The organism is Bordetella muralis (assembly GCF_054781015.1).
On record NZ_BAAGVF010000006.1, the window covers coordinates 1,011,854 to 1,030,888 of the forward strand.

Consider the following 19,035-nt stretch of genomic DNA (forward strand, 5'->3'; position numbering starts at 1 on the left):
ATTAGCTCGCTCCCTCTCAGTTAGATGACGCGAACCATTGAGCCACGACGTTTCGAAAACCGTGGGAATGTGCCGACTCAAGCCCAGAAATGAGACGAACTGACAGTGCCAGCCCACTCATTGCAACCACGGCGCACGGCAACAAACGCCCCATCGCCGCGGCAAGCGCAGCCCATCTATCCAAATTCGTAGCGCAGCCCTGCCGAAATCGCCTTGCTGTTCACACCATGATGGTCGAGCTGCATATCGACATTGATGAACCAGTCGAGATGGGAGGAGTCCTGCCGCGTGACAACGCCGAAACCCAGCCAACCGCTATGTCGCGGCAGCCCGATCCCCTGCAGCGTGAACCTGGCATCGGGCGCACCGTTGAACGCCGCGGAAAACCTCAGGCTGCCCGGATTGCCGTAGCGATAAGCAGCGGACCCCGTGAATGTCGTCTCACCAGCCGTCCATCGCATCGGCCCGGATTGATGTCGCATGCCGAACAATGCCGCGCCTTGTTCATACGAGGCGTGTCGGGCGCTCAATCCAAACTGGCTGCCGGTTTCATGAAAAGCGCCGCGATGCAGACGGCTGTATTCGATGCCTGCGAAAGGCGTGTAGGTCGATGATCCCGCGGACAGAACATAGCCCAGCTCTGCGTAGGCGGACGTCATACCGTCATGACGGTTGCTGGCGATATGCTCGCTCTGCCCAATCATGATGTCGCGTGAAACGTCGGTATGAATCCAATCGTGACCCAGGCGGCCAACCAGATAATTTCCCGTAGCTCCGCCATGGCGGCCATAGACAGAAAGCCCTACGCTGCGCCCCTTGGAACGTCCGCCTGGTCCATCAAATACCGCATTCGCCTGCGACCATGAGAATGCCGCGCCGATGATCGTATGCGGGTTCAAGCGATAGTCGGCCCCGAGCTGCGCGCCAAACAGATGCGTATCGGCGCTGGCATAACCCGATTGCTGCAGTTTGCCATCGGCGCCCAGCATGTTGATCCATAGTCCGCCGCCGTCGTGCGTACGACTCAACGCATCGACACGGTTGGACAATGCGCGATTGACAATCTGCGCTTGCTGAAAACTCAATGCTTGGGACGAGGCGTAGACCTCGCCCGTGAGACTATTCAATGTGATTTCAAAGGTTTCCGTGGAATCGATGTGTTGCAGTATCGCTGCCTGCGATATGAACGCATCGCTCACATCGACGGACTCGCCTTGCAACTTGCGATCTACTGCTGCAAATGATGTCTCGACGGCAAGCGCACTGGCGTGCAATACGCGCCCCTCAGCGAACGACGCCCGCGCCGCGGTAGCAACGTTATATCTGTCGATCAGCACATCGATCTGTTCGGAACCATACCTCACCGTGGCCTGGTACAAGCCATCTATCGCGACAGCGCCAAACTCGCCAATGATTTCGCCCGCACGCATTAACATTCGGGCCGCCGTTGATATGTAGATCTGACTAGGCGACAAAATATGCAAGCTCGAGTCGCCGATATACGCCCGCCCGTCAATTTCGAATACGGCGTCGACGGGTATATAGACGCGCCGCGTCCGTCCCATCTCGATGTAATCGCCTTGCACGTGCAAGCCCTTTCCCTCGAGATACACCTTTCCGGCATTCACGAAATCCCCGCCGATCCTGCCTCCGTTGCTGATGAGTATGGCCCCCTGAGAAAGAGACAGCCAACCTGCAACGCTGCCATGGAGTTCCAGAATTCCGTCCAAAACTTGCGTGCCGCCGGTGTACGTGTTTTCCCCCCATAACGCCAATCTGCCGCCGCCCTTTTTGATCAGCCCACGATCACCGGCGATATTGTTGTAAAAACCGGATGACGGTGCGGAGCTCGGGATATCGGCAATGAAATCCCCACCCAAGGTAAGCCGCGAATCAAACAAGGCCGGGCCGCGCACGGCACGATCCGGATTCAGACGCCCCCATCCATAGATTTCAGGTTTTCCAAGATCATCCGCCGTGGAAAGCAAGGTTTGCCGCAACGCGCTGTTATCCATCCAAGGGTGTGCCTCGGAAACCAACGCCGCTGTGGCCGTCACCACCGGCGCGGCCAATGACGTTCCCTTGTAGTCGCCGGCGCGCCCCTCCACCGTACTGATGCACCAATTAGCGGCCTCGCCGCACGCGTTGGCATAGGAACGTAACGTCCCATCGGAATGAATCGACGTAGCGACGAGCCATCCTTTTTGCAGCGTAGGCAGCAGACCGGGAAGCAGTCCGGGGTATGAAGGGGCGGACGCTGCAGCGTTCCCGGCGCCCCAAATCATGAGGACGTCATTTATCCAAACGGCCTGGTGCAGCGTGATCTCCTCTTCACCAACGAACCTCTTTAACAAAGTCGCCTCGTCGGCATTGCCTAGTTCTCGAATCCCGTCGTGACCACGACCAGTCAACACCCAAGAATGATTGATGATAGTGACATCGTTGGCGAATAATTTCTTATATGTGGTACGGGCGTCGGTCACGTATAGACGACTGCCTTGAGCAATACCCTGAGCGTATTCATCTCCGAGGGGTTTGCCTGCTACGATGCGGGCGACTATCGCACCATGAACGGACGGGTCGCCAATCTTTCTAATCGGTAGATTCTCGTGTATCACTCCGCTCAACGCCAGCCAATGCGGGGAGTCTCGCAGCGTATCGAAACCAAAATCGGATATCCCAACCTTGACTCCCTCTCCGGTGAAATCCGACGCATAAACGGGAGGCGGCGTAATGGTGCCTTTAAGCGGCCAATCAGGAACCGAGAAGGAAGGTAGGCGCAGCTCGCTAACCTCATCGAGGTCCACCCGCCATACAACTCTGTTGTTTCCATCAAGAAAAACACGAGTTTTTTGTCTAAGCTTGTCGCTGGAAGGCTGCGCCCGCACCGTATTGAACACCATCGCCAATACGCATACCGATACCACTATCGTCGACGTATATCTGAACGCGAAGGTAGCGTTTCTTGAACTCATTCCCCATGCCGCCGAGCGTATTGCTATGGGCGTGATTGTGGTCAATACCGCATCCGGTCAATAGCAAAAGGGGTTCACGAGGCAAGAATTCGGACGAGTAGAAACAACGAGGCCGATCGTGCGCAATCGGCGATGAGGTTATCCCCCCTTTATCGGGCGCGGGGCACGCACGATGGCACAGCTCACGATGCCGCGGCCGGCGTCGTACGCACTGTCCGCATATGATAGGACTTGCGCCCCTTCAGATGACCACGGATCAAGGACTCCGCCTCTTCCCCATCGCGCCGCAGCAGGGCGCCCACAAATGCCTCGTGGTCGTTCATCGCCTTGGTCCATTCGTCCAGATCGAAGTTTGAGCGATATCGCAGTGCCTGGACTTGCAGATTGAACCGGTCATAGGCATGCGTCAGCGCAGGATTGTGCGCTGCGCGATTGATCGCGATGTGCGTGCCCATGCTGGTGGCGTAATAGGCACGGATGTCCCGGTTGTTGTAGTGGTCGCGGGTCTGCTCGTGCAACTGCGCGATGTGCGCGAGTTCTTCGTCCGTGGCCCGCTCGGCCGCACTGCGGGCGGCCAAGCCTTCCAGTACCGCCAATACATCGAAGATATTCGCAACGTCGTCGGCAGACAGCTCGATCACCATGGCGCCGCGCTTGGGCTGCAGGGTCAACAACCCGTCAGAAGCCAGCATCCGATAGGCTTCGCGCAGCGGCGTACGCGAAATTTTCAGGCGGTCGCACAAGTCCCGCTCGTTGAGCCAGGTGCCCGGCTTGAGCGTGCCATCGATGATCAATTGGCGCAGCCGTTCAGCCACGACGGCCGGCAAAGTGGGATGGTGAATGGCCAAATCCAGGGGAGATTGGTCAGAAACCGAAGCTTCAGCGTTAGCCATGGGTTGTTCGCACGTCCTAAATCGTCTATTGTTGTATCTGGTATACCAAACACCAAAGGAATACCAAGCCTGTACCAATCATAGAGCAAGCAATGCCCGGACAGGCTCACTTACCGAGGAGACATACCCTATGCATACCCCCGTTCGTGCCTGGGCCCGCGCCCTGGCGATCACCACGCTGATTTCCGCCGGCGCCCCTGCTCTAGCCCAGGACGCGTCGAAATGGCCTGAACGGCCGATCCGCCTGGTTGTCGGGTTTGTACCCGGCGGCGGCACCGATGTATCGGCGCGCATTCTGTCGGCGAAACTTTCCAGCGTTCTAGGCCAACAGATCGTCGTGGAAAACAAACCGGGCGCCTCGGGCTTGATCGCGTCCGATTATGTGGCCAAGGCGGATCCCGACGGCTATACCCTGATGCTGGCCAATATGCAGTCGACGGTGTCCGCACCCTATGTGGTCCAGTCGGATATCGATCCGATCAGGGATTTCACCGCCGTGCGCTACATCGGGTCGGTGCCGAATGTGTTGGTGATCAACCCCACCAAGCACGACTACAAGACGGTACAGGATCTGATCGACGACGCCAAGGCTCATCCCAAACAACTGCTATACGCCTCATCCGGCCAGGGCAGCCCGCAACATCTGAGCGCCGCGCGGTTCTCGCAAATTGCCGGCGTGGAGATGGAACACGTGCCGTACAAGGGCAGCGGCCAGGCGATGACGGACCTGCTGGGCGGCAATGTGGACATGAATTTCGATACGCTGCCAGGCGCGATCGGCCAGGTCCAGGCCGGCAAATTGCGCCCGCTGGCGGTCACCAGCGCGAAGCGCAGCAAGCGTTTGCCTGAGGTCCCCACCCTGGCTGAAGCCGGCATCAAGGGAATGGACATCATCCAATGGTATGCCTTGCTGGCGCCTGCCAAATTACCCAAACCGATCCTGGACAAGCTTGACCAAGCCATGGCACAGACACTGGCCGATCCTGATATCCAGGCGAAACTGGCCGACCAAGGCATGGAGTTGGGCGACGGCCCCGAGACGCCGGCCGAGTTCGCCAGCTACATCAAGGACGAATGGAGCAAATACGGAAAAATCACCAGCAGCCTGGGCTTGAGCAAGCAGTAGACCCTGCCGGCGCAGCTCGATGGCTGCCAGCCTTAGATGCCATACGCAACATTTTTGACTGATCCTGCAGCCTGGCGGCTGCGCCCTTTTCCCCACCCGGTATCAATATCGAGCCCGATCGGAGAACCCATGAACACAACTTCCACCACCAACGCCGCCGGCGAATCGCTGGTCCAGGTGCAACGCGATGGCGGCATCGTGACCGTCGTCCTGAATCGTCCCGAGAAGCTCAATGCCTTCACCATCGATGGCTGGCGATTGCTGGGCGATACCTTTCTGGAACTGAATGAAGATGACAGCGTACGCTGCATCGTATTGCGCGGCGCTGGGGAAAAATCCTTTTCGCCCGGCAACGACATCAGCGAATTCGAAACCTCGCGCAGCAACAAAAAACAAGCCGTCGCGTACGGGGCTGTCATGCGCCGCACGATCGAATCACTGGCGAACTGCCGTCATCCGATCGTGGCCCAGATTCACGGGATTTGCGTGGGCGGCGGGCTGGAAATCGCCAGCCTGGCCGACATCCGCATCTGCGGCGAGAGCTCGCGTTTTGGCGTGCCGATCAAGAATCTCGGCTTGGTGATGTCATACTCGGAACTGTCGCCCCTGGTACGTCTGGTGGGGCCCACGGTAGCGTTGCAGGTACTGCTGGAAGGCACGATTTTCGACGCCAGCGAGGCCCTGCGGCTGGGCGTCGTCACGCGGGTAGCAGCGGACGATCAGGTCGCCGCCGAAGTCCAGGCAACCGCACGCCGCGTCGCTGAAGGCGCGCCGCTGGTAGCGCGTTGGCACAAGAAATTCGTCCGCAATCTGATGGCGGGCACGCCATTGACCGATGCCGATCGCGACGAGGCTTTCGATTGTTTTGATACGGAAGACTTCCGCACCGGCTATCGCGCGTTTTTGGCGAAAGAAAAACCCCAGTTCAACGGACGCTGATCCCGTTTCAGGAAACACTATGGAAAAGCACGCATCCAATCCCTCCTCCGCGACCGGCGCTGCGAAAGGCGCGCTGGCAGGCATGCGCGTGATCGAGCTGTCACAGATCATGGCGGGCCCCACCTGCGGCATGATGTTGGCCGACTTGGGCGCAGACGTGATCAAGGTCGAAAAAATCAACGGCGGCGACGATTCGCGGCAGTATCGCGACCCGCAGATCAATGGGATCTCGGCGCCGTATTTGATGTTGAACCGGAACAAACGCGCCATCGCGCTGGACCTGAAACATCCCGAGGGCAAGAAAGTCCTGCTGCGCATGATCCGCGATGCCGATGTGGTGACGGAGAATTTTCGCAAAGGCACGATGGAGAAGCTGGGTCTGGGCTACGAGACGCTGCGCAAGGAAAATCCGGGCCTGATTTACTGCGCAGTATCGGGCTATGGCCTGTCGGGTCCCTATGCGGACAAGGGTGGCTTTGATCTGGTCGCGCAGGGTTTCTCGGGCTTGATGGCCATCACCGGCGAACCTGGCGGGCCGCCGCTGCGTACGGGGAATTCGGTGGCCGATATCAATGCGGGCTTGTTAGCGGCATTTGGCGTGTTGGCGGCATATCAACACAAACAACGCACAGGCGAAGGCCAGATCGTCGAGACCTCGTTGCTGGAGGCTAGCCTGCAGCAGTTGTATTGGCATGCCGCGATTTATTTTGGCAGCGGCGTATCGCCTGGACCTACCGGGTCGGCGCACGTCTTGAGCGCACCGTACCAGGCGTTTCCGACAGGAACAGACTGGATCATCATCGGCGGGGCGAACGAAAAGAACTGGCAGCGTATTGCCGCCGCGTTGGGCAAACCTGAATGGGCCGAGGATCCGCGCTTTGCACGCAACCGGGACCGGATGAACAATCGCGATGAGCTTGTCGAAAGTATGTCCGCTATCTTGAAAACCCGCAGTGCGCAGGAATGGCTGGATATTTTCGATGAAGCTGGCGTACCGGCCGGGCCCGTGCATTCCATCGCACAAGCGCTGTCGCATCCGCAGACATTGGCGCGCGGCATGGTGGTGGAACAGGAACACTCCGTCGCGGGCACGGTGCGTACTGTGGGGATGCCGGTCAAGTTGTCGGCCACGCCGGCGCAGTACCATCGGCCTGCTCCGCAGCTGGGTGAGGACACGGTCGCTATTCTGGGGGAGTTTGGCTATAGCGAGTCTGAGATTGATGATTTGATCAATGCAGGAGTCGTGGCGGCGATTGATCGTGAGGGTGCGACGGCTTAGACGAGCGCCGTGCGTGACATTATGTCAACGTGACTCGAGAGATCTTTTGCCCAGCAACGGTGCCACAGCCTCTGCATGCAAATCCCGAACGCGATGAGCGGGTGTGCAGGGCACCCGCTCATCGCAGCCCTGCAAGATCCTTCTCTTCACCCAGGCTGATTCAGAAAAACGCCAAGCAAGAAAGTCATGCCAGCGATGTGATGAGCTTGAGTTACTGCGAGTCGATGCGGGGCAGTGGCTGCGTGGGGGCGCCTCGTTGGCGAGCGGAGTGGATGTCGAAGGGAGCGCGAAGCCGCGGACGAGACGAACGAACGCGGTGTCCGGCGCCCGCGCGCCGGACCGCCAACGTGAAGCCCCCACGCAGCCACTGCCCCGCATCGACGTCCATAAGAACTCATCCCCTCATCAGCAACCCACCCCAACGCAACAGCGCAAAAGCCGACTCTATCAAAAAAGAGGTTTAATCAGCGCAACAACCAACTTACACCTCGCCCAGATACGCCGCCCGGACTTTCGGATCCGTCAGCAACTGTTTTGACGGTCCCGAGAGAGTCAATTCACCAGACTCCATGACATAACCACGATGGCTATGTTCCAACGCGAGCTTGGCATTCTGCTCGATGAGCAAGATGGTCACGCCCTCGTTGGCAATGGTGCGTACGACTTCGAAGACCTTTTCCACCATCAAGGGTGCGAGGCCCATCGAAGGCTCGTCGAGCAGCAGCAATTTGGGACGCGCAATCATGGCGCGGCCCATGGCGACCATCTGCTGTTCACCGCCGGATAGCGTGCCAGCCGCCTGTTTGCGGCGTTCGGCCAAGCGCGGAAACAGCGTGAACACACGCTCGGTGTCTTGCCGTACCTGCGCGGCATCGCGCCGCGTATAGGCGCCCATCGCCAGATTTTCTTCGATGGTGAGTTGGCCGAAAATGCCTCGTCCCTCGGGAACCATTATCAGGCCGCGGCGTACGAGTTCAAACGATTTCCGGCCATTGATGGATTGGCCATCGTACTGGACATCGCCGCCTGCCAGCGGCACCAGGCCACATATCGCTCGCAGCGTCGTGCTCTTACCTGCGCCGTTCGCCCCGATCAGGCAAACGAGTTCGCCCGCATCGACGTGCAGGTCAATACCTCGCACGGCACGGATACCACCATAGGCAACCTCCAGGCTGCGCAGATCCAATAAAGGTTGGGTTGCGCTCATGATTGGGGATGCTCCGCAGGAATCGCCTGGGTATCCTGGGCCGCGCCCGCACCCAGATAGGCTTCGATGACTTTGGGATCGCGCTGGACCTGCGCCGGCTTGCCCATGGACAGGACCTTGCCGTATTCCAGGACCAGCACGCGATCGCACAGTCCCATGACGAGTTTCATATCGTGTTCAATCAACAGTACGGTGATCCCGTCGTTACGGATTTTCTCGATCAGTTGACGCAGGACCACGGTTTCAGATGCATTCATGCCTGCGGCAGGTTCGTCCAGCGCGAGCAGCTTGGGCTCGGTGGCGAGCGCTCGCGCAATCTCCAGGCGCCGCTGGTCGCCATACGACAACGAGCGTGCTACATCATTGGCGCGCGCGCCAATGCCGACGTAGTCGAGCAACTCGTGCGCACGCTGTTCGATGGCGGACTCCTCTGCACGCGTGGCGCGAGTGCGAAACACCGCGCCAAACACGCCCGCATGCGTGCGGACGTGACGGCCGATCATCACGTTTTCGATCGCGCTCAGATTGGCGAACAAACGAATGTTCTGAAAGGTACGTGCGAGACCGACTTCGGCGACCTCGTGCGGCTTGCGGCCGGTGAGGGATTCGCCGTTGAACGTGCAGCGGCCTTCTTCAGGGATGTACAGGCCGGTCAACACGTTGAACAGTGTCGTTTTACCCGCACCGTTCGGGCCGATCAGGCCGTAGATTTCGCCGGCTTGGATATCGAAGCTGACGCCCGATAGCGCCTGCAAGCCGCCGAAGCGTTTACCCAGGCCTTCGGCTTGCAAAATGATGCTCATGCCTGGCCTCCGTTCGTGCCGGCCAACTCGCGCTTACGCACAGCAGACGGCCACAACCCTGCGGGGCGGAACAGCATGACGCACACCATGGCCAAACCAAACAACAACATACGGATGCCCTCGGGGTCGAGTACGACCTCGCCAAAAATCAAACGCTGCACGGGCTCGACAACGGCGCGCAAGAACTCGGGCAACGCCGCCAGCAGAATCGCACCAAGAATGACGCCCGGAATATTGCCCATACCACCGAGCACGACCATGCACAACACGGAAATGGATTCGGTGAGGCTGAAGCTCTCGGGGCTGACAAAGCCCTGCATCGACGCGAAAAGCGCCCCCGCGACCCCGCCAAACGAGGCGCCCATGGCGAATGCCAGGAGCTTCACATTGCGGGTATTGATGCCCATCGCCTTGGCGGCGATCTCGTCTTCGCGTATGGCCTCCCAGGCGCGGCCGATGCGGGAATTCTGCAGGCGCATGCACACCAGCACGATCAACAGCGTGATGCCCAACAACAGGTAGTAGTATTTCTCGGGGCTGGTGAACCGCATGCCCATGATGGTTTCTGATCGGCTGAACATGAATTCGCCGACTTTGAATCCATCGATGCGATTGATGCCTTGCGGCCCGTTGGTGATGTTGACAGGGGCGTTCAGGTTATTGAGAAAGATGCGGATGATCTCGCCAAAGCCCAACGTAACGATAGCGAGATAATCGCCGCGCAGCTTTAATGTCGGCGCGCCCAGCAACACGCCGAACACGCAGGCCAGTCCCAAGCTGATGGGCAGAATCGCCCAGAATGGCAAATGCAGGCCGAAATGCGGCGACGCCAATAGCGCCCACGCATAGGCGCCCACGGCATAAAACGCGATATAGCCCAGATCCAGCAGGCCCGCAAAACCCACGACGATATTCAGACCCAACGCCAGCATCACGTATAGCAACGCAAAGTTGACGATACGCACCCAGCTTTGCCCGGCAATGCCCAGCACAAATGGCAGCACGGCCAAGGCAACGCCTATCAGGACGACGCCCAATAGATTGCGGCTCGACAGGCCGCGAGAGGATGCCGCAGTCCGCATGCCCGGTTTCCCGCTCGAAGATGTCGCGTTCGTCATGCCCGATCCCCTACCCGTTCGCCCAGCAAGCCCGACGGACGGAAAATCAACACCAGCACCAGCACGACGAAGGCAAACACATCCTGGTAATGGCTGCCGAGGAATCCGCCGGTAATGTCGCCGATATAACCGGCCCCCAGGGACTCGATGATGCCCAGCAGCAAGCCGCCCGCCATCGCGCCGACCAGATTACCGATCCCGCCTAACACCGCAGCGGTAAAGGCCTTCAGGCCCAGCATGAACCCCATGGTGTATTGCGCCACCCCGTAATACGTGGTAACCATCATGCCGGCGACTGCGGCCAAGGCGGAACCGATTAAAAACGCTGCCGAGATCACCGTATTGATGTTGACGCCCATCAGGCCCGCCACCTCACGGTTCTGTGCAGTGGCGCGCATGGCGGTGCCCAATCGCGTCTTATGCACGACCGCGAGCAGCGCCCCCATGATCAACGCGGCGATCAGCACGATGGCCATCTGCAGCGAGCTCATGCGCGCTCCGGCCAGCTCGAACACACGTGGTTCCAGGACCTGGGGAAAGTTCAGATAGTTGCGCCCCCACACCATCATGGCGAGGTTTTGCAGAATGATCGAAACGCCGATGGCCGTGATCAATGCGGCCAGGCGCGGCGCGCGGCGCAACGGCCGGTAGGCCACGCGCTCGGCAGTCCAGCCCACGGCCATGCACAAAGGCACCGACACTAATAAGCCCACTCCCAGCACGGCAAAGGCTGAGACAGTGGGATCGCCGCCGATCAGTGCGGTGGCGATCATGGTGGCCGCCATGGCCCCGATCATGACCACATCGCCGTGCGCGAAATTGATGAGCCCGATGATGCCGTACACCATCGTATAGCCCAGCGCGACGAGCGCGTATACGCTGCCCAGCGTCAGGCCATTGATGAGCTGCTGAATGAAAATATCCATAGGAATACTGAGCCTGTGATGTGCTCGTAAAGAGAGGTTGCCGCACCGCGCGGACGCCATGCCGCGCGGCACTGATGCGGCGCTGCGGGCACGAGGCGCCCGCAGACGAAGCCAGGCTTAGTTGGCTTGGCTGACCATGGTCTCGACCATTTCCCATTTACCGTTTTTGACTTCGTAAATGGTGACCGAGATTTCTTTCAGATCGCCTTTGTCGTCGTAGGCAATGTGTTCGCTGGTGGCGCCTTTGCGCTCTATTTTGGCCAGCTTGGGCAGATAGTCGTCGGGATTTGCGGAACCTGCCTGTTCGATCGCGGTGATCATGGTCCAGGCGCCATCATAGGCGTAGGGGGCATAGACGCCAGGAGCCTTTTTGAATCGGGCCTCATAGCGTTGCGCGAAATCCTTGCCGGCTGTCATCTTGTCCAGCGGTACGCCAGCCAGCGACGCATAGGTGCCCTCTGCGGCATCGCCGGCCAGTTTCAGGAAGGTGTCGCTGCGGGTCATTTCGCCCGATACCAATGGCGCCTTGACACCCAGGCTGACCAATTGACGTTTCATGGGACCGGACTGCGCGTCCAGGCCGCCGTAGAAAATCGCGTCCGGCGCGGCGGCCTTGATATTGGTCAGAATGGCGGTGAAATCGTTGGCCTTGTCCGTGGTGTATTCGCGGCGCACGATTTCACCACCGGCCTTTTTGACGGCTTTTTCGACCTCGTCGGCCAAGCCCTGTCCGTAGGCGGTACGGTCGTCGATGATGGCGACCTTTTTGGCCTTGAGTTTCTCGACGATGAACTGGCCCACGGCAGCGCCCTGCTGCGTGTCGCTGGTCATCATGCGGAACGTCGTGTCGTAGCCTTGGGCGGTGTATTCCGGTGAGGTCGCCATCGCGATCTGCGGCAAGCCGGCCTCGTTGTAGACGCGCGAAGCCGGGATCGTGGTGCCTGAGTTGAAATGGCCGAGAATGCCGTCGACTTCTTCGTCGACCAGTTGCTGCGCGACCTGCACAGCGGTACGCGGATCGGCTTGATCGTCACGCGACACCAACTCGAATTTGGCGGTCTCGCCATCTACCTTGATGCCTTTTTTGTTAGCTTCTTCCAGGGCCAGCGTCAGCCCGTTCTGCATGTCTTCGCCGTAGTGCGATTGCGGCCCGGTCAAGGGCGCTGCAAAACCGAATTTGATGTCTTCGGCGTGCGCCACGCTGACGAGGCTGGCTGCGGCCAACGCTGCCAGTAGAACTGGCCGGGAAAATGCGAATGTCATCTCTATACCCTCCTGTGTGAATAAGGTACTGCATAGGCACACTACTGCTTTTGGCGCAGCGGCCTGACTCTTCTGGATTTGTACCGAAAAAAGTTGCACCGGATTTTTGATCGAGTACAACCTTTCGGCTATTGGCGATAACCCGCGCGTTGTTCTACAACCAAACGGCGATCAGCCGTACGACTGCAGACCATTGCCGCCAACGCCGAAACTGATGCGCAGCGTCAGACGGCTGAACTGCGATTACCCGATAGACATCAGACTGGCGTTGCCCCCTGCCGCGGCCGTATTGACACTGATGGAACGCTCGGCCACGAGCTGCTCCAGCGTATAGGCAGCACCAGCGGCCAGAGCATCCGGGGTCAAGCCCTGCACAATCAAGATCGGGCCATTGCGCGCGGCAATGCGCTCGTTCCAGGCACGCAGATCGTCGCCGTCCCCTTCGAACAATACGCCTTGGAATGCAGTGTCGTCGACTTTGTCGTCAGTCAACAGCGTCACATTCGCGCCTGCGCCCCCTGCGGCACGCCACGCCTGGGCGGCTGGCGTATCCAGGAACATGGCCTTGTTCCCCGAGGCCTGCGCGGCCGCATACTGGGCCTGTGCGCCGGTCTCGGTAGCGGCCACACACAGCACCGTCCCGCGGGACTGCAACTGATAGGTGTTCTGTTCGCCTGTCGGACCAGGCAGGATCTGCACGGCAGGCAAGGATGTCCCGTCCACGCAGGGCGGCAACCCCGCGGGGCGCACGGCCAGGAGACGATACAGGTACAACGGGCCGCCGGCCTTTGGCCCCGTCCCTGATAGCCCCTCGCCGCCAAACGGTTGCACGCCCACCACCGCACCGACGATGTTGCGATTGACGTACATATTGCCGGCATGCACGCGCCCGGTGACATGTCCAATGGTTTCGTCGATACGGCTGTGCACGCCAAAGGTCAATCCGTAGCCTGTGGCATTGATCTGATCCAGCACCTGGTCCAGGGCATCGCGCCGGTAACGCAGCACATGCAATACCGGGCCGAAGACTTCTCGCGTGAGCTCGTCGATGCTGCCGATTTCGATCAAGGTCGGCGGCACAAACGTGCCATAACGGCAGTTGGCGTCAGGCTCGACCTGATCGACGCGATGGCCGGCAGTACGCATGGTCTCGATATGGCGCAGGATGTTGTCGCGCGCCTCGGCATCGATCACGGGGCCGACGTTGGCGGCCAATTGATCGGGATTGCCGACATGCAATTCACGCATCGCGCCGCGCAGCATGTGCAGGATGTGATCGGCGCTGTCTTCTTGCAAGCACAGCACGCGCAACGCAGAGCAACGCTGGCCCGCGGAATCGTAGGCCGAGTTCAGGACATCGAACACGACCTGCTCGGCCAAGGCGGACGAATCCACGATCATGGCATTTTGCCCGCCCGTCTCTGCGATCAGCGGAATGGTGTGGCCCTGATCGTCCAGGCGGCGCGCCAGGGTACGCGCAATCAGGCGCGCCACATCGGTGGATCCGGTGAACATGACGCCATCGATCGCAGGACTTTCGACCAACTGGGCGCCGACGGTTTCGCCACGGCCGGGCAGCAATTGCACCGCGCCGCTCGGCACCCCTGCCGCACGCAGAATCTGTACGGCCTGAGCCGCGATCAGGCAGGTCTGCTCGGCGGGCTTGGCGATCACGCTATTGCCGGCAACCAGGGCAGCCGCGACTTGGCCGGTAAAGATGGCGAGCGGGAAATTCCAGGGGCTGATGCACAGCACGGTACCCAATGGACGATGAGTATCGTTGTTGAATTCGCGTTCGGCCTGGTCCGCGTAATACCGCAGGAAATCCACGGCCTCGCGTACCTCGGCAATGGCGTTGGGCAGAGATTTGCCCGCCTCGCGCACGATCAGGCCCAACAATGGCTGCATGCCCTCTTCAAGAAGTTGCGCGGCACGGCGCAAGCATTGGGCGCGCTCCCCCACAGGCGTCGCTTGCCAGATCGGTGCCGTGCTTTCTGCGACGCGCAGGGCTTGTTCGACTTCGGCAGGCTGGGCCTCGATCAGATAACCGACGCGATCGCGATGGTCGGCCGGATTGCGCACCTCGATCGCACGCTCGGCATCCCAGGCGCCATGAGATTCGCCCAGCATGGGCATGGCCTGCCAGGGTGTCGCCGCGCTGGTCAGCAACGCCGCCGCGAGCGAGCCCAGGCGATGTTCGTTGGTCAGGTCCAGGCCAGCCGAGTTCAGACGGGCGCCGCTGCCGGCCGGGCCATAGAGTTCGCGCGGCAACGGGATCTGCTCGTGCGGCGCGCCCAACGGCGTAATGCGCATGGCAACATCGACGGGATCTGCAACAAGCGTATCGATCGAGATGTCTTCGTCGCCAATCAAGTTGACGAAGGACGTGTTCGCGCCATTTTCCAGCAAACGGCGCACCAGATAGGCCAACAGGGTTTCGTGCGTGCCCACTGGCGCGTAGATGCGGCACGGCCGGTTGAGTTTGCCATTGGCGACCGGGCCGACGACTTCTTCGTACAGGGGCTCGCCCATGCCATGCAGGCATTGGAATTCATACTGGCCGGGATAGTAGTTCTGGCCGGCCAGTTGATACACCGCGGCCAAGGTGTACGCATTATGCGTCGCAAACTGCGGATAGACAGCCTCTGGCGCGGCCAAGAGCTTGCGTGCGCAAGCCAGGTACGCGACATCGGTGTAGACCTTGCGGGTATAGACCGGGTAGCCCTCCAGGCCGTCGATCTGCGCGCGTTTGATTTCGGTGTCCCAATAGGCGCCCTTGACCAGCCGCACCATGATGCGATGGCGGCTGCGGCGCGCCAGATCGATAACGTAATCGATGACGAACGGCGCACGTTTTTGATATGCCTGGATGACGAATCCGATCCCGTTCCACCCCTCGAGTTCAGGGGTCATGCAAAGCGCTTCGAGCAGATCCAGGGAAATTTCCAGGCGATCGGCCTCCTCTGCATCGATGTTCAGGCCAATGTCGTATTGACGCGCCAAGATCGTCAACGAGCGCACGCGCGGCAACAATTCCCGCATGACGCGCTCGCGCTGAGCGCGCGAGTACGTGGGGTGCAAGGCCGAGAGCTTGATGGAGATGCCGGGGCCTTCGTAGATGCCGCGGCCCGCGGCGGCTTTGCCGATGGCATGAATGGCCTGCTCATACGAGGCGTAGTAACGGTCCGCGTCTTCGCTGGTCGTGGCGGCCTCGCCCAGCATGTCGTAGGAATAGCGGAAACCTTTGGATTCCTGTTTGCGATTGTTGGCCAAGGCCTCGGAAATCGTCTGGCCCGACACGAATTGTTCGCCCATCATGCGCATGGCCATGTTGACGCCTTTGCGCACCAGAGGCTCGCCGCCCTTGCCGATCAAGCGCGTCAAGGCCTTGGACAGGGACTGCTCGCTGTTGACCGCAACCAATTTGCCGGTCAGCATCAGCCCCCACGTCGCGGCGTTGACGAACAAGGACTGCGAACCGCCCATATGCGAACGCCAGTCGCCGCGCGAGATTTTGTCGCGTATCAGCGCATCGCGCGTCGCACGATCAGGAATACGCAGCAAGGCCTCGGCCAGGCACATCAGCGCAACGCCCTCCTGGCTGGACAGCGAGAATTCTTGAATCAGGCCCTCGACCCCGCCGCCGCCGCGCTTGTCGCGCAGGGCTTTTACCAGGTGAGTAGCCATGGCGTGGATTTTTTCGGGATGGGGCATGCGAGCCTGACCGAGCAACAACGGTACGCACTCGGGTTCGGGGCGGCGATAAGCGGCCGTAATCGCAGCACGCAGGACGGATTGCGGCTGCACGTCCTGACCAAACTCGAAGAACGGCGGCGTCATGGCCTGCGTCGCCGCGTCGGCGTCCTCGGCATCCGGCTCGTCAGAGGATAGATGCAAAATTTCGGCCGGCAATTGGCCGCGCTCGATTTTGTCCAGATAGGCCAGCAACGCCTGCTTGTGCAGCCAATGCGGGGTGCAGCTGAGTTTCCGCGCAGCGGCCTTCAAGCGATCGCGCAAGGTGTCATCCACCTTGACGCCCAGTGTGGTGCTGGTCATGATGACGCAAATCCTCAGTGAAGCAGCCCGTGCGTAGACGTCGCGCGCCACGGCACTGAGTTGCTGTTTCGGTAAAACCGAATACTAAGGAAGATACAACCGGTTTGAAATAATGGTTAACCTTTAAGGGTTAACCCGTGTTTCAAGTACATCCCAGCATTTGTACCTGCTCTGCTGCCGGCGTAGCGCGCGCACCACCGGATTGAATCGCCGAGGCAATCGTATTTCCCAGCAGCACCACAGCCTGTTGTTGGGCCTGCACCAGCGAATCCACGGCGTTGAACTGATCCGCCGGCAGCTGCACCACCGAACGGCATAGCAACGCGCGCCCCCCTTTCATGTTGAGCGGCCGCACGCGCCAGGTGGCATCCAACCGTGCCGGGCCGCCCACGACCATGTCAAAGCGCTGCACATCGACCTGGATCCGCCACACCGGCACGTCCGGCGCAGGCGTGAGTGTCTGCACATCCAGCGCGCCCAGGGTGCGCGTCAGCGTGTCGGCCAAGGCTGAGCGTATTTCATCGGCCAGCGGCGCACTCCAGCGGTCGGAATACATGGGCGTCAGGGCGCCGTCGCCCTGCCCCGGCCGCAACATGATTTGCGGCTGATCGGCCTGTTGCGGCACGTTCACGGGCGCAACCTCGATTTGATAATCCACGCGCGGCACGCTGCGCGCCGCCGTTTGCGGGTCGGATTGCAGCGTGTAGTAGCGCACCGAAGGCGAGCCCCCGCAGCCAGCCAGCAGGGCCGAGAGCATCAAGGCGGACAACAACGGAATGCGTCGTGTAGCAGACATAGATCAGTTCCTGATTTGACCGGGTATCGGGTCTTCGCCACGGCCACGGATCAAGGCCTCGGGATGGACTTGCAGATAGTCGGCCAAGCTACGCAGCGAACGCGCTGCACGCCCCAGCTCCGTCATGGCCTGTTCGGCGTTAACCGGCAGCGACCCGTCACGCGCCAACAGTTCATTAATGCTATCGAGCGATTTACGCGCGGCCTGCAGGGTATTGCGCAGATCGGGCGCGACGCGCTGGTCCAGGTTCTCGAGCAAGCGTGACGTACTCGACAAGGTCGTACGCAAATCGCGACCGATTTGATCGAACGGGATTTTGTCGATCTTGTCGACGATGTTGGTGATCTGCTGCTGCAGTTGTTCGAGATTGCCCGGGACCGTGGGGATCACCACAGGATCCGTGAGTTTGAAATCCACTGGCTCGGCTTTCGGGAAATTCTCTAGCACGATGTACAACTGGCCCGTCAGGAGGTTGGCGGTTCGCAGTTGGGCACGCAGGCCGTATCTGATCATGACACCCAGCAGGCGTCCGCCCGCGTCGCCATCGGCTTCGGCACGCGCGTGCATTCTGTCGTAGACCGGACCCAGACGCTCAGGATACGTGACGGCATCGACCACCGCGAAGAACCGTTTTTTGTCGTTGTCGAAGTCGATACTGATCTTGGTGACTTGCCCTAAGGTAATACCCTGGAAGTCGATCGTCGCTCCGACGGCCAACCCACGGATAGACTGATCGAAACGCATCCGGATCGGGAACGGATCACCGTCGGGATTGGCTTTCGCTGCATTCTCGCTGTCATACAGTTCAAATTTCGCACCCGGCTTGGCCATGTCTTGTTGGCTGACATTGACGGGCGCAAAAGCCACACCGCCAAGCGCCAGGGACAGCAAGGACTGCGTATGCAACTGCACTCCCCCGGCATCCACCTGCAAATCGATACCGCTGGCATTCCAGAAACGTGTGCCTGCAGTGACAAATTTGTCGTTGGGCGCATCGACAAAGACCTCGACATTCACCGAGTCGCCGCTCTCATCGAGGTTATACCCAATGACGCGCCCGACATTGATACGCCGGAAATACACCGGCGAGCCGATGTCCAAGGACCCCAGATCACGGGCCTTGAGGATAAAGCGTTTGCCGCTACGATCGTGGGTCACCGGCGGCGGCGTCTCCAGACCAACGAATTCGAATTGCGTGGCCGAGGTCGACGTACCGCCAGCATTCCGGGCATCGACATCGATATACGCCCCCGACAGCAGTGTCCCCAGACCTGACACACCGCTAAACCCGAGGCGTGGCCGAACCACCCAAAAATTAGTGCCGGAGGTTGCCAAGCCCGCTGCGTTCTTGGACAACTGAACCTTGACAACGACTTTGGAGCGATCCTCGTTGAAATGAATGCCCTGCACCATGCCGATCACGACGTCCTTATAGCGGACCTGGGTCTTACCGACTTCCAGGCCTTCAGCCGTGTTGAACACGATGGAAATTTCCGGGCCTTCCTGCATCCAGGTGCGCAACACCAGCGAGAGCGCGACGACGGCAGCGACGACCGGCACCAACCATATCCAGCCGATACGCCGTGTTTTTTTACGTACGACCTCGGGGGCGGCGATCTCGTCGTCGGGATTCGAAGGGTTTTGTTCAGCCATA

14 protein-coding genes are annotated in these 19,035 nt (G+C 60.0%); 4 read left to right on the top strand and 10 right to left on the bottom strand.

Annotation, left to right across the window (positions count from 1 at the left end; genetic code table 11):
• Nucleotides 1-176: 176 nt before the first annotated feature.
• The gene (locus ACYVIT_RS15625) at nt 177-2,903 is read right to left on the bottom strand and encodes an autotransporter domain-containing protein (RefSeq protein WP_415808295.1); all 2,727 of its coding nucleotides are present in this window, start codon (nt 2,901-2,903) and stop codon (nt 177-179) included.
• On the opposite strand from ACYVIT_RS15625, the gene ACYVIT_RS15630 reads away from it, so the two are divergent.
• Nucleotides 2,863-3,039, top strand: coding sequence for a hypothetical protein (locus ACYVIT_RS15630; protein ID WP_415808296.1), 177 nt, complete (start codon nt 2,863-2,865; stop codon nt 3,037-3,039). The genes ACYVIT_RS15625 and ACYVIT_RS15630 overlap by 41 nt on opposite strands.
• A gap of 118 nt (nt 3,040-3,157) precedes the next feature.
• On the opposite strand, the gene ACYVIT_RS15635 is transcribed toward ACYVIT_RS15630, so the two are convergent.
• The gene (locus ACYVIT_RS15635) at nt 3,158-3,868 is read right to left on the bottom strand and encodes a GntR family transcriptional regulator (RefSeq protein ID WP_415808244.1); all 711 of its coding nucleotides are present in this window, start codon (nt 3,866-3,868) and stop codon (nt 3,158-3,160) included.
• Between the two features lie 130 nt (nt 3,869-3,998).
• Between ACYVIT_RS15635 and ACYVIT_RS15640 the strand changes: the two genes are divergently transcribed.
• The 3 genes from ACYVIT_RS15640 (at nt 3,999) to ACYVIT_RS15650 (ending at nt 7,212) form a co-directional block, all read left to right on the top strand.
• A complete protein-coding gene (locus ACYVIT_RS15640; protein WP_415808243.1) occupies nt 3,999-4,994 on the top strand; it encodes a Bug family tripartite tricarboxylate transporter substrate binding protein in 996 nt (331 codons plus the stop codon).
• Between the two features lie 129 nt (nt 4,995-5,123).
• The gene (locus ACYVIT_RS15645) at nt 5,124-5,933 is read left to right on the top strand and encodes an enoyl-CoA hydratase/isomerase family protein (protein WP_415808242.1); all 810 of its coding nucleotides are present in this window, start codon (nt 5,124-5,126) and stop codon (nt 5,931-5,933) included.
• A gap of 19 nt (nt 5,934-5,952) precedes the next feature.
• Nucleotides 5,953-7,212: a CaiB/BaiF CoA transferase family protein gene (locus tag ACYVIT_RS15650; protein WP_415808241.1), complete on the top strand. Its 1,260-nt coding sequence runs from the start codon at nt 5,953-5,955 to the stop codon at nt 7,210-7,212.
• Between the two features lie 481 nt (nt 7,213-7,693).
• On the opposite strand, the gene ACYVIT_RS15655 is transcribed toward ACYVIT_RS15650, so the two are convergent.
• From ACYVIT_RS15655 to ACYVIT_RS15690, 8 genes are all read right to left on the bottom strand, one after another.
• A complete protein-coding gene (locus ACYVIT_RS15655; RefSeq protein WP_415808624.1) occupies nt 7,694-8,419 on the bottom strand; it encodes an ABC transporter ATP-binding protein in 726 nt (241 codons plus the stop codon).
• Nucleotides 8,416-9,222 carry an ABC transporter ATP-binding protein gene (locus tag ACYVIT_RS15660; protein ID WP_415808623.1) on the bottom strand — a complete coding sequence of 269 codons (807 nt, stop codon included), beginning with the start codon at nt 9,220-9,222 and terminating at the stop codon, nt 8,416-8,418. The genes ACYVIT_RS15655 and ACYVIT_RS15660 overlap by 4 nt, the downstream gene beginning before the upstream one ends.
• Complete coding sequence (locus tag ACYVIT_RS15665) at nt 9,219-10,304, bottom strand: ABC transporter permease subunit (protein ID WP_415808632.1); 1,086 nt, start codon at nt 10,302-10,304, stop codon at nt 9,219-9,221. Before ACYVIT_RS15665 ends, ACYVIT_RS15660 begins: the two co-directional genes overlap by 4 nt.
• Before the next feature lie 32 nt (nt 10,305-10,336).
• The gene (locus tag ACYVIT_RS15670) at nt 10,337-11,326 is read right to left on the bottom strand and encodes a branched-chain amino acid ABC transporter permease (RefSeq protein WP_460478227.1); all 990 of its coding nucleotides are present in this window, start codon (nt 11,324-11,326) and stop codon (nt 10,337-10,339) included.
• 57 nt (nt 11,327-11,383) lie between these two features.
• Nucleotides 11,384-12,529: a branched-chain amino acid ABC transporter substrate-binding protein gene (locus ACYVIT_RS15675; RefSeq protein WP_415808622.1), complete on the bottom strand. Its 1,146-nt coding sequence runs from the start codon at nt 12,527-12,529 to the stop codon at nt 11,384-11,386.
• Nucleotides 12,530-12,772: 243 nt separating this feature from the next.
• Nucleotides 12,773-16,585, bottom strand: coding sequence for a trifunctional transcriptional regulator/proline dehydrogenase/L-glutamate gamma-semialdehyde dehydrogenase (gene putA / locus ACYVIT_RS15680; RefSeq protein ID WP_415808621.1), 3,813 nt, complete (start codon nt 16,583-16,585; stop codon nt 12,773-12,775).
• 142 nt (nt 16,586-16,727) lie between these two features.
• On the bottom strand, nt 16,728-17,381 hold the full coding sequence (locus ACYVIT_RS15685; RefSeq protein WP_415808620.1) for a PqiC family protein: 654 nt from the start codon (nt 17,379-17,381) through the stop codon (nt 16,728-16,730).
• 3 nt (nt 17,382-17,384) lie between these two features.
• Nucleotides 17,385-19,034, bottom strand: a complete 1,650-nt coding sequence (locus ACYVIT_RS15690) for a PqiB family protein (protein ID WP_415808619.1) — start codon at nt 19,032-19,034, stop codon at nt 17,385-17,387.
• Nucleotide 19,035: the final 1 nt, after the last annotated feature.

Excerpts from the sequence above, each read along its gene's own strand:
- ACYVIT_RS15625 (WP_415808295.1), bottom strand. The coding sequence starts at position 2,903 with ATGGTGTTCAATACGGTGCGGGCGCAGCCTTCCAGCGACAAGCTTAGA.
- ACYVIT_RS15635 (WP_415808244.1), bottom strand. The coding sequence starts at position 3,868 with ATGGCTAACGCTGAAGCTTCGGTTTCTGACCAATCTCCCCTGGATTTG.
- ACYVIT_RS15640 (WP_415808243.1), top strand. The coding sequence starts at position 3,999 with ATGCATACCCCCGTTCGTGCCTGGGCCCGCGCCCTGGCGATCACCACG.
- ACYVIT_RS15645 (WP_415808242.1), top strand. The coding sequence starts at position 5,124 with ATGAACACAACTTCCACCACCAACGCCGCCGGCGAATCGCTGGTCCAG.
- ACYVIT_RS15650 (WP_415808241.1), top strand. The coding sequence starts at position 5,953 with ATGGAAAAGCACGCATCCAATCCCTCCTCCGCGACCGGCGCTGCGAAA.
- ACYVIT_RS15655 (WP_415808624.1), bottom strand. The coding sequence starts at position 8,419 with ATGAGCGCAACCCAACCTTTATTGGATCTGCGCAGCCTGGAGGTTGCC.
- ACYVIT_RS15660 (WP_415808623.1), bottom strand. The coding sequence starts at position 9,222 with ATGAGCATCATTTTGCAAGCCGAAGGCCTGGGTAAACGCTTCGGCGGC.
- ACYVIT_RS15665 (WP_415808632.1), bottom strand. The coding sequence starts at position 10,304 with ATGCGGACTGCGGCATCCTCTCGCGGCCTGTCGAGCCGCAATCTATTG.
- ACYVIT_RS15670 (WP_460478227.1), bottom strand. The coding sequence starts at position 11,326 with ATGGCGTCCGCGCGGTGCGGCAACCTCTCTTTACGAGCACATCACAGG.
- ACYVIT_RS15675 (WP_415808622.1), bottom strand. The coding sequence starts at position 12,529 with ATGACATTCGCATTTTCCCGGCCAGTTCTACTGGCAGCGTTGGCCGCA.
- putA (WP_415808621.1), bottom strand. The coding sequence starts at position 16,585 with ATGACCAGCACCACACTGGGCGTCAAGGTGGATGACACCTTGCGCGAT.
- ACYVIT_RS15685 (WP_415808620.1), bottom strand. The coding sequence starts at position 17,381 with ATGTCTGCTACACGACGCATTCCGTTGTTGTCCGCCTTGATGCTCTCG.
- ACYVIT_RS15690 (WP_415808619.1), bottom strand. The coding sequence starts at position 19,034 with ATGGCTGAACAAAACCCTTCGAATCCCGACGACGAGATCGCCGCCCCC.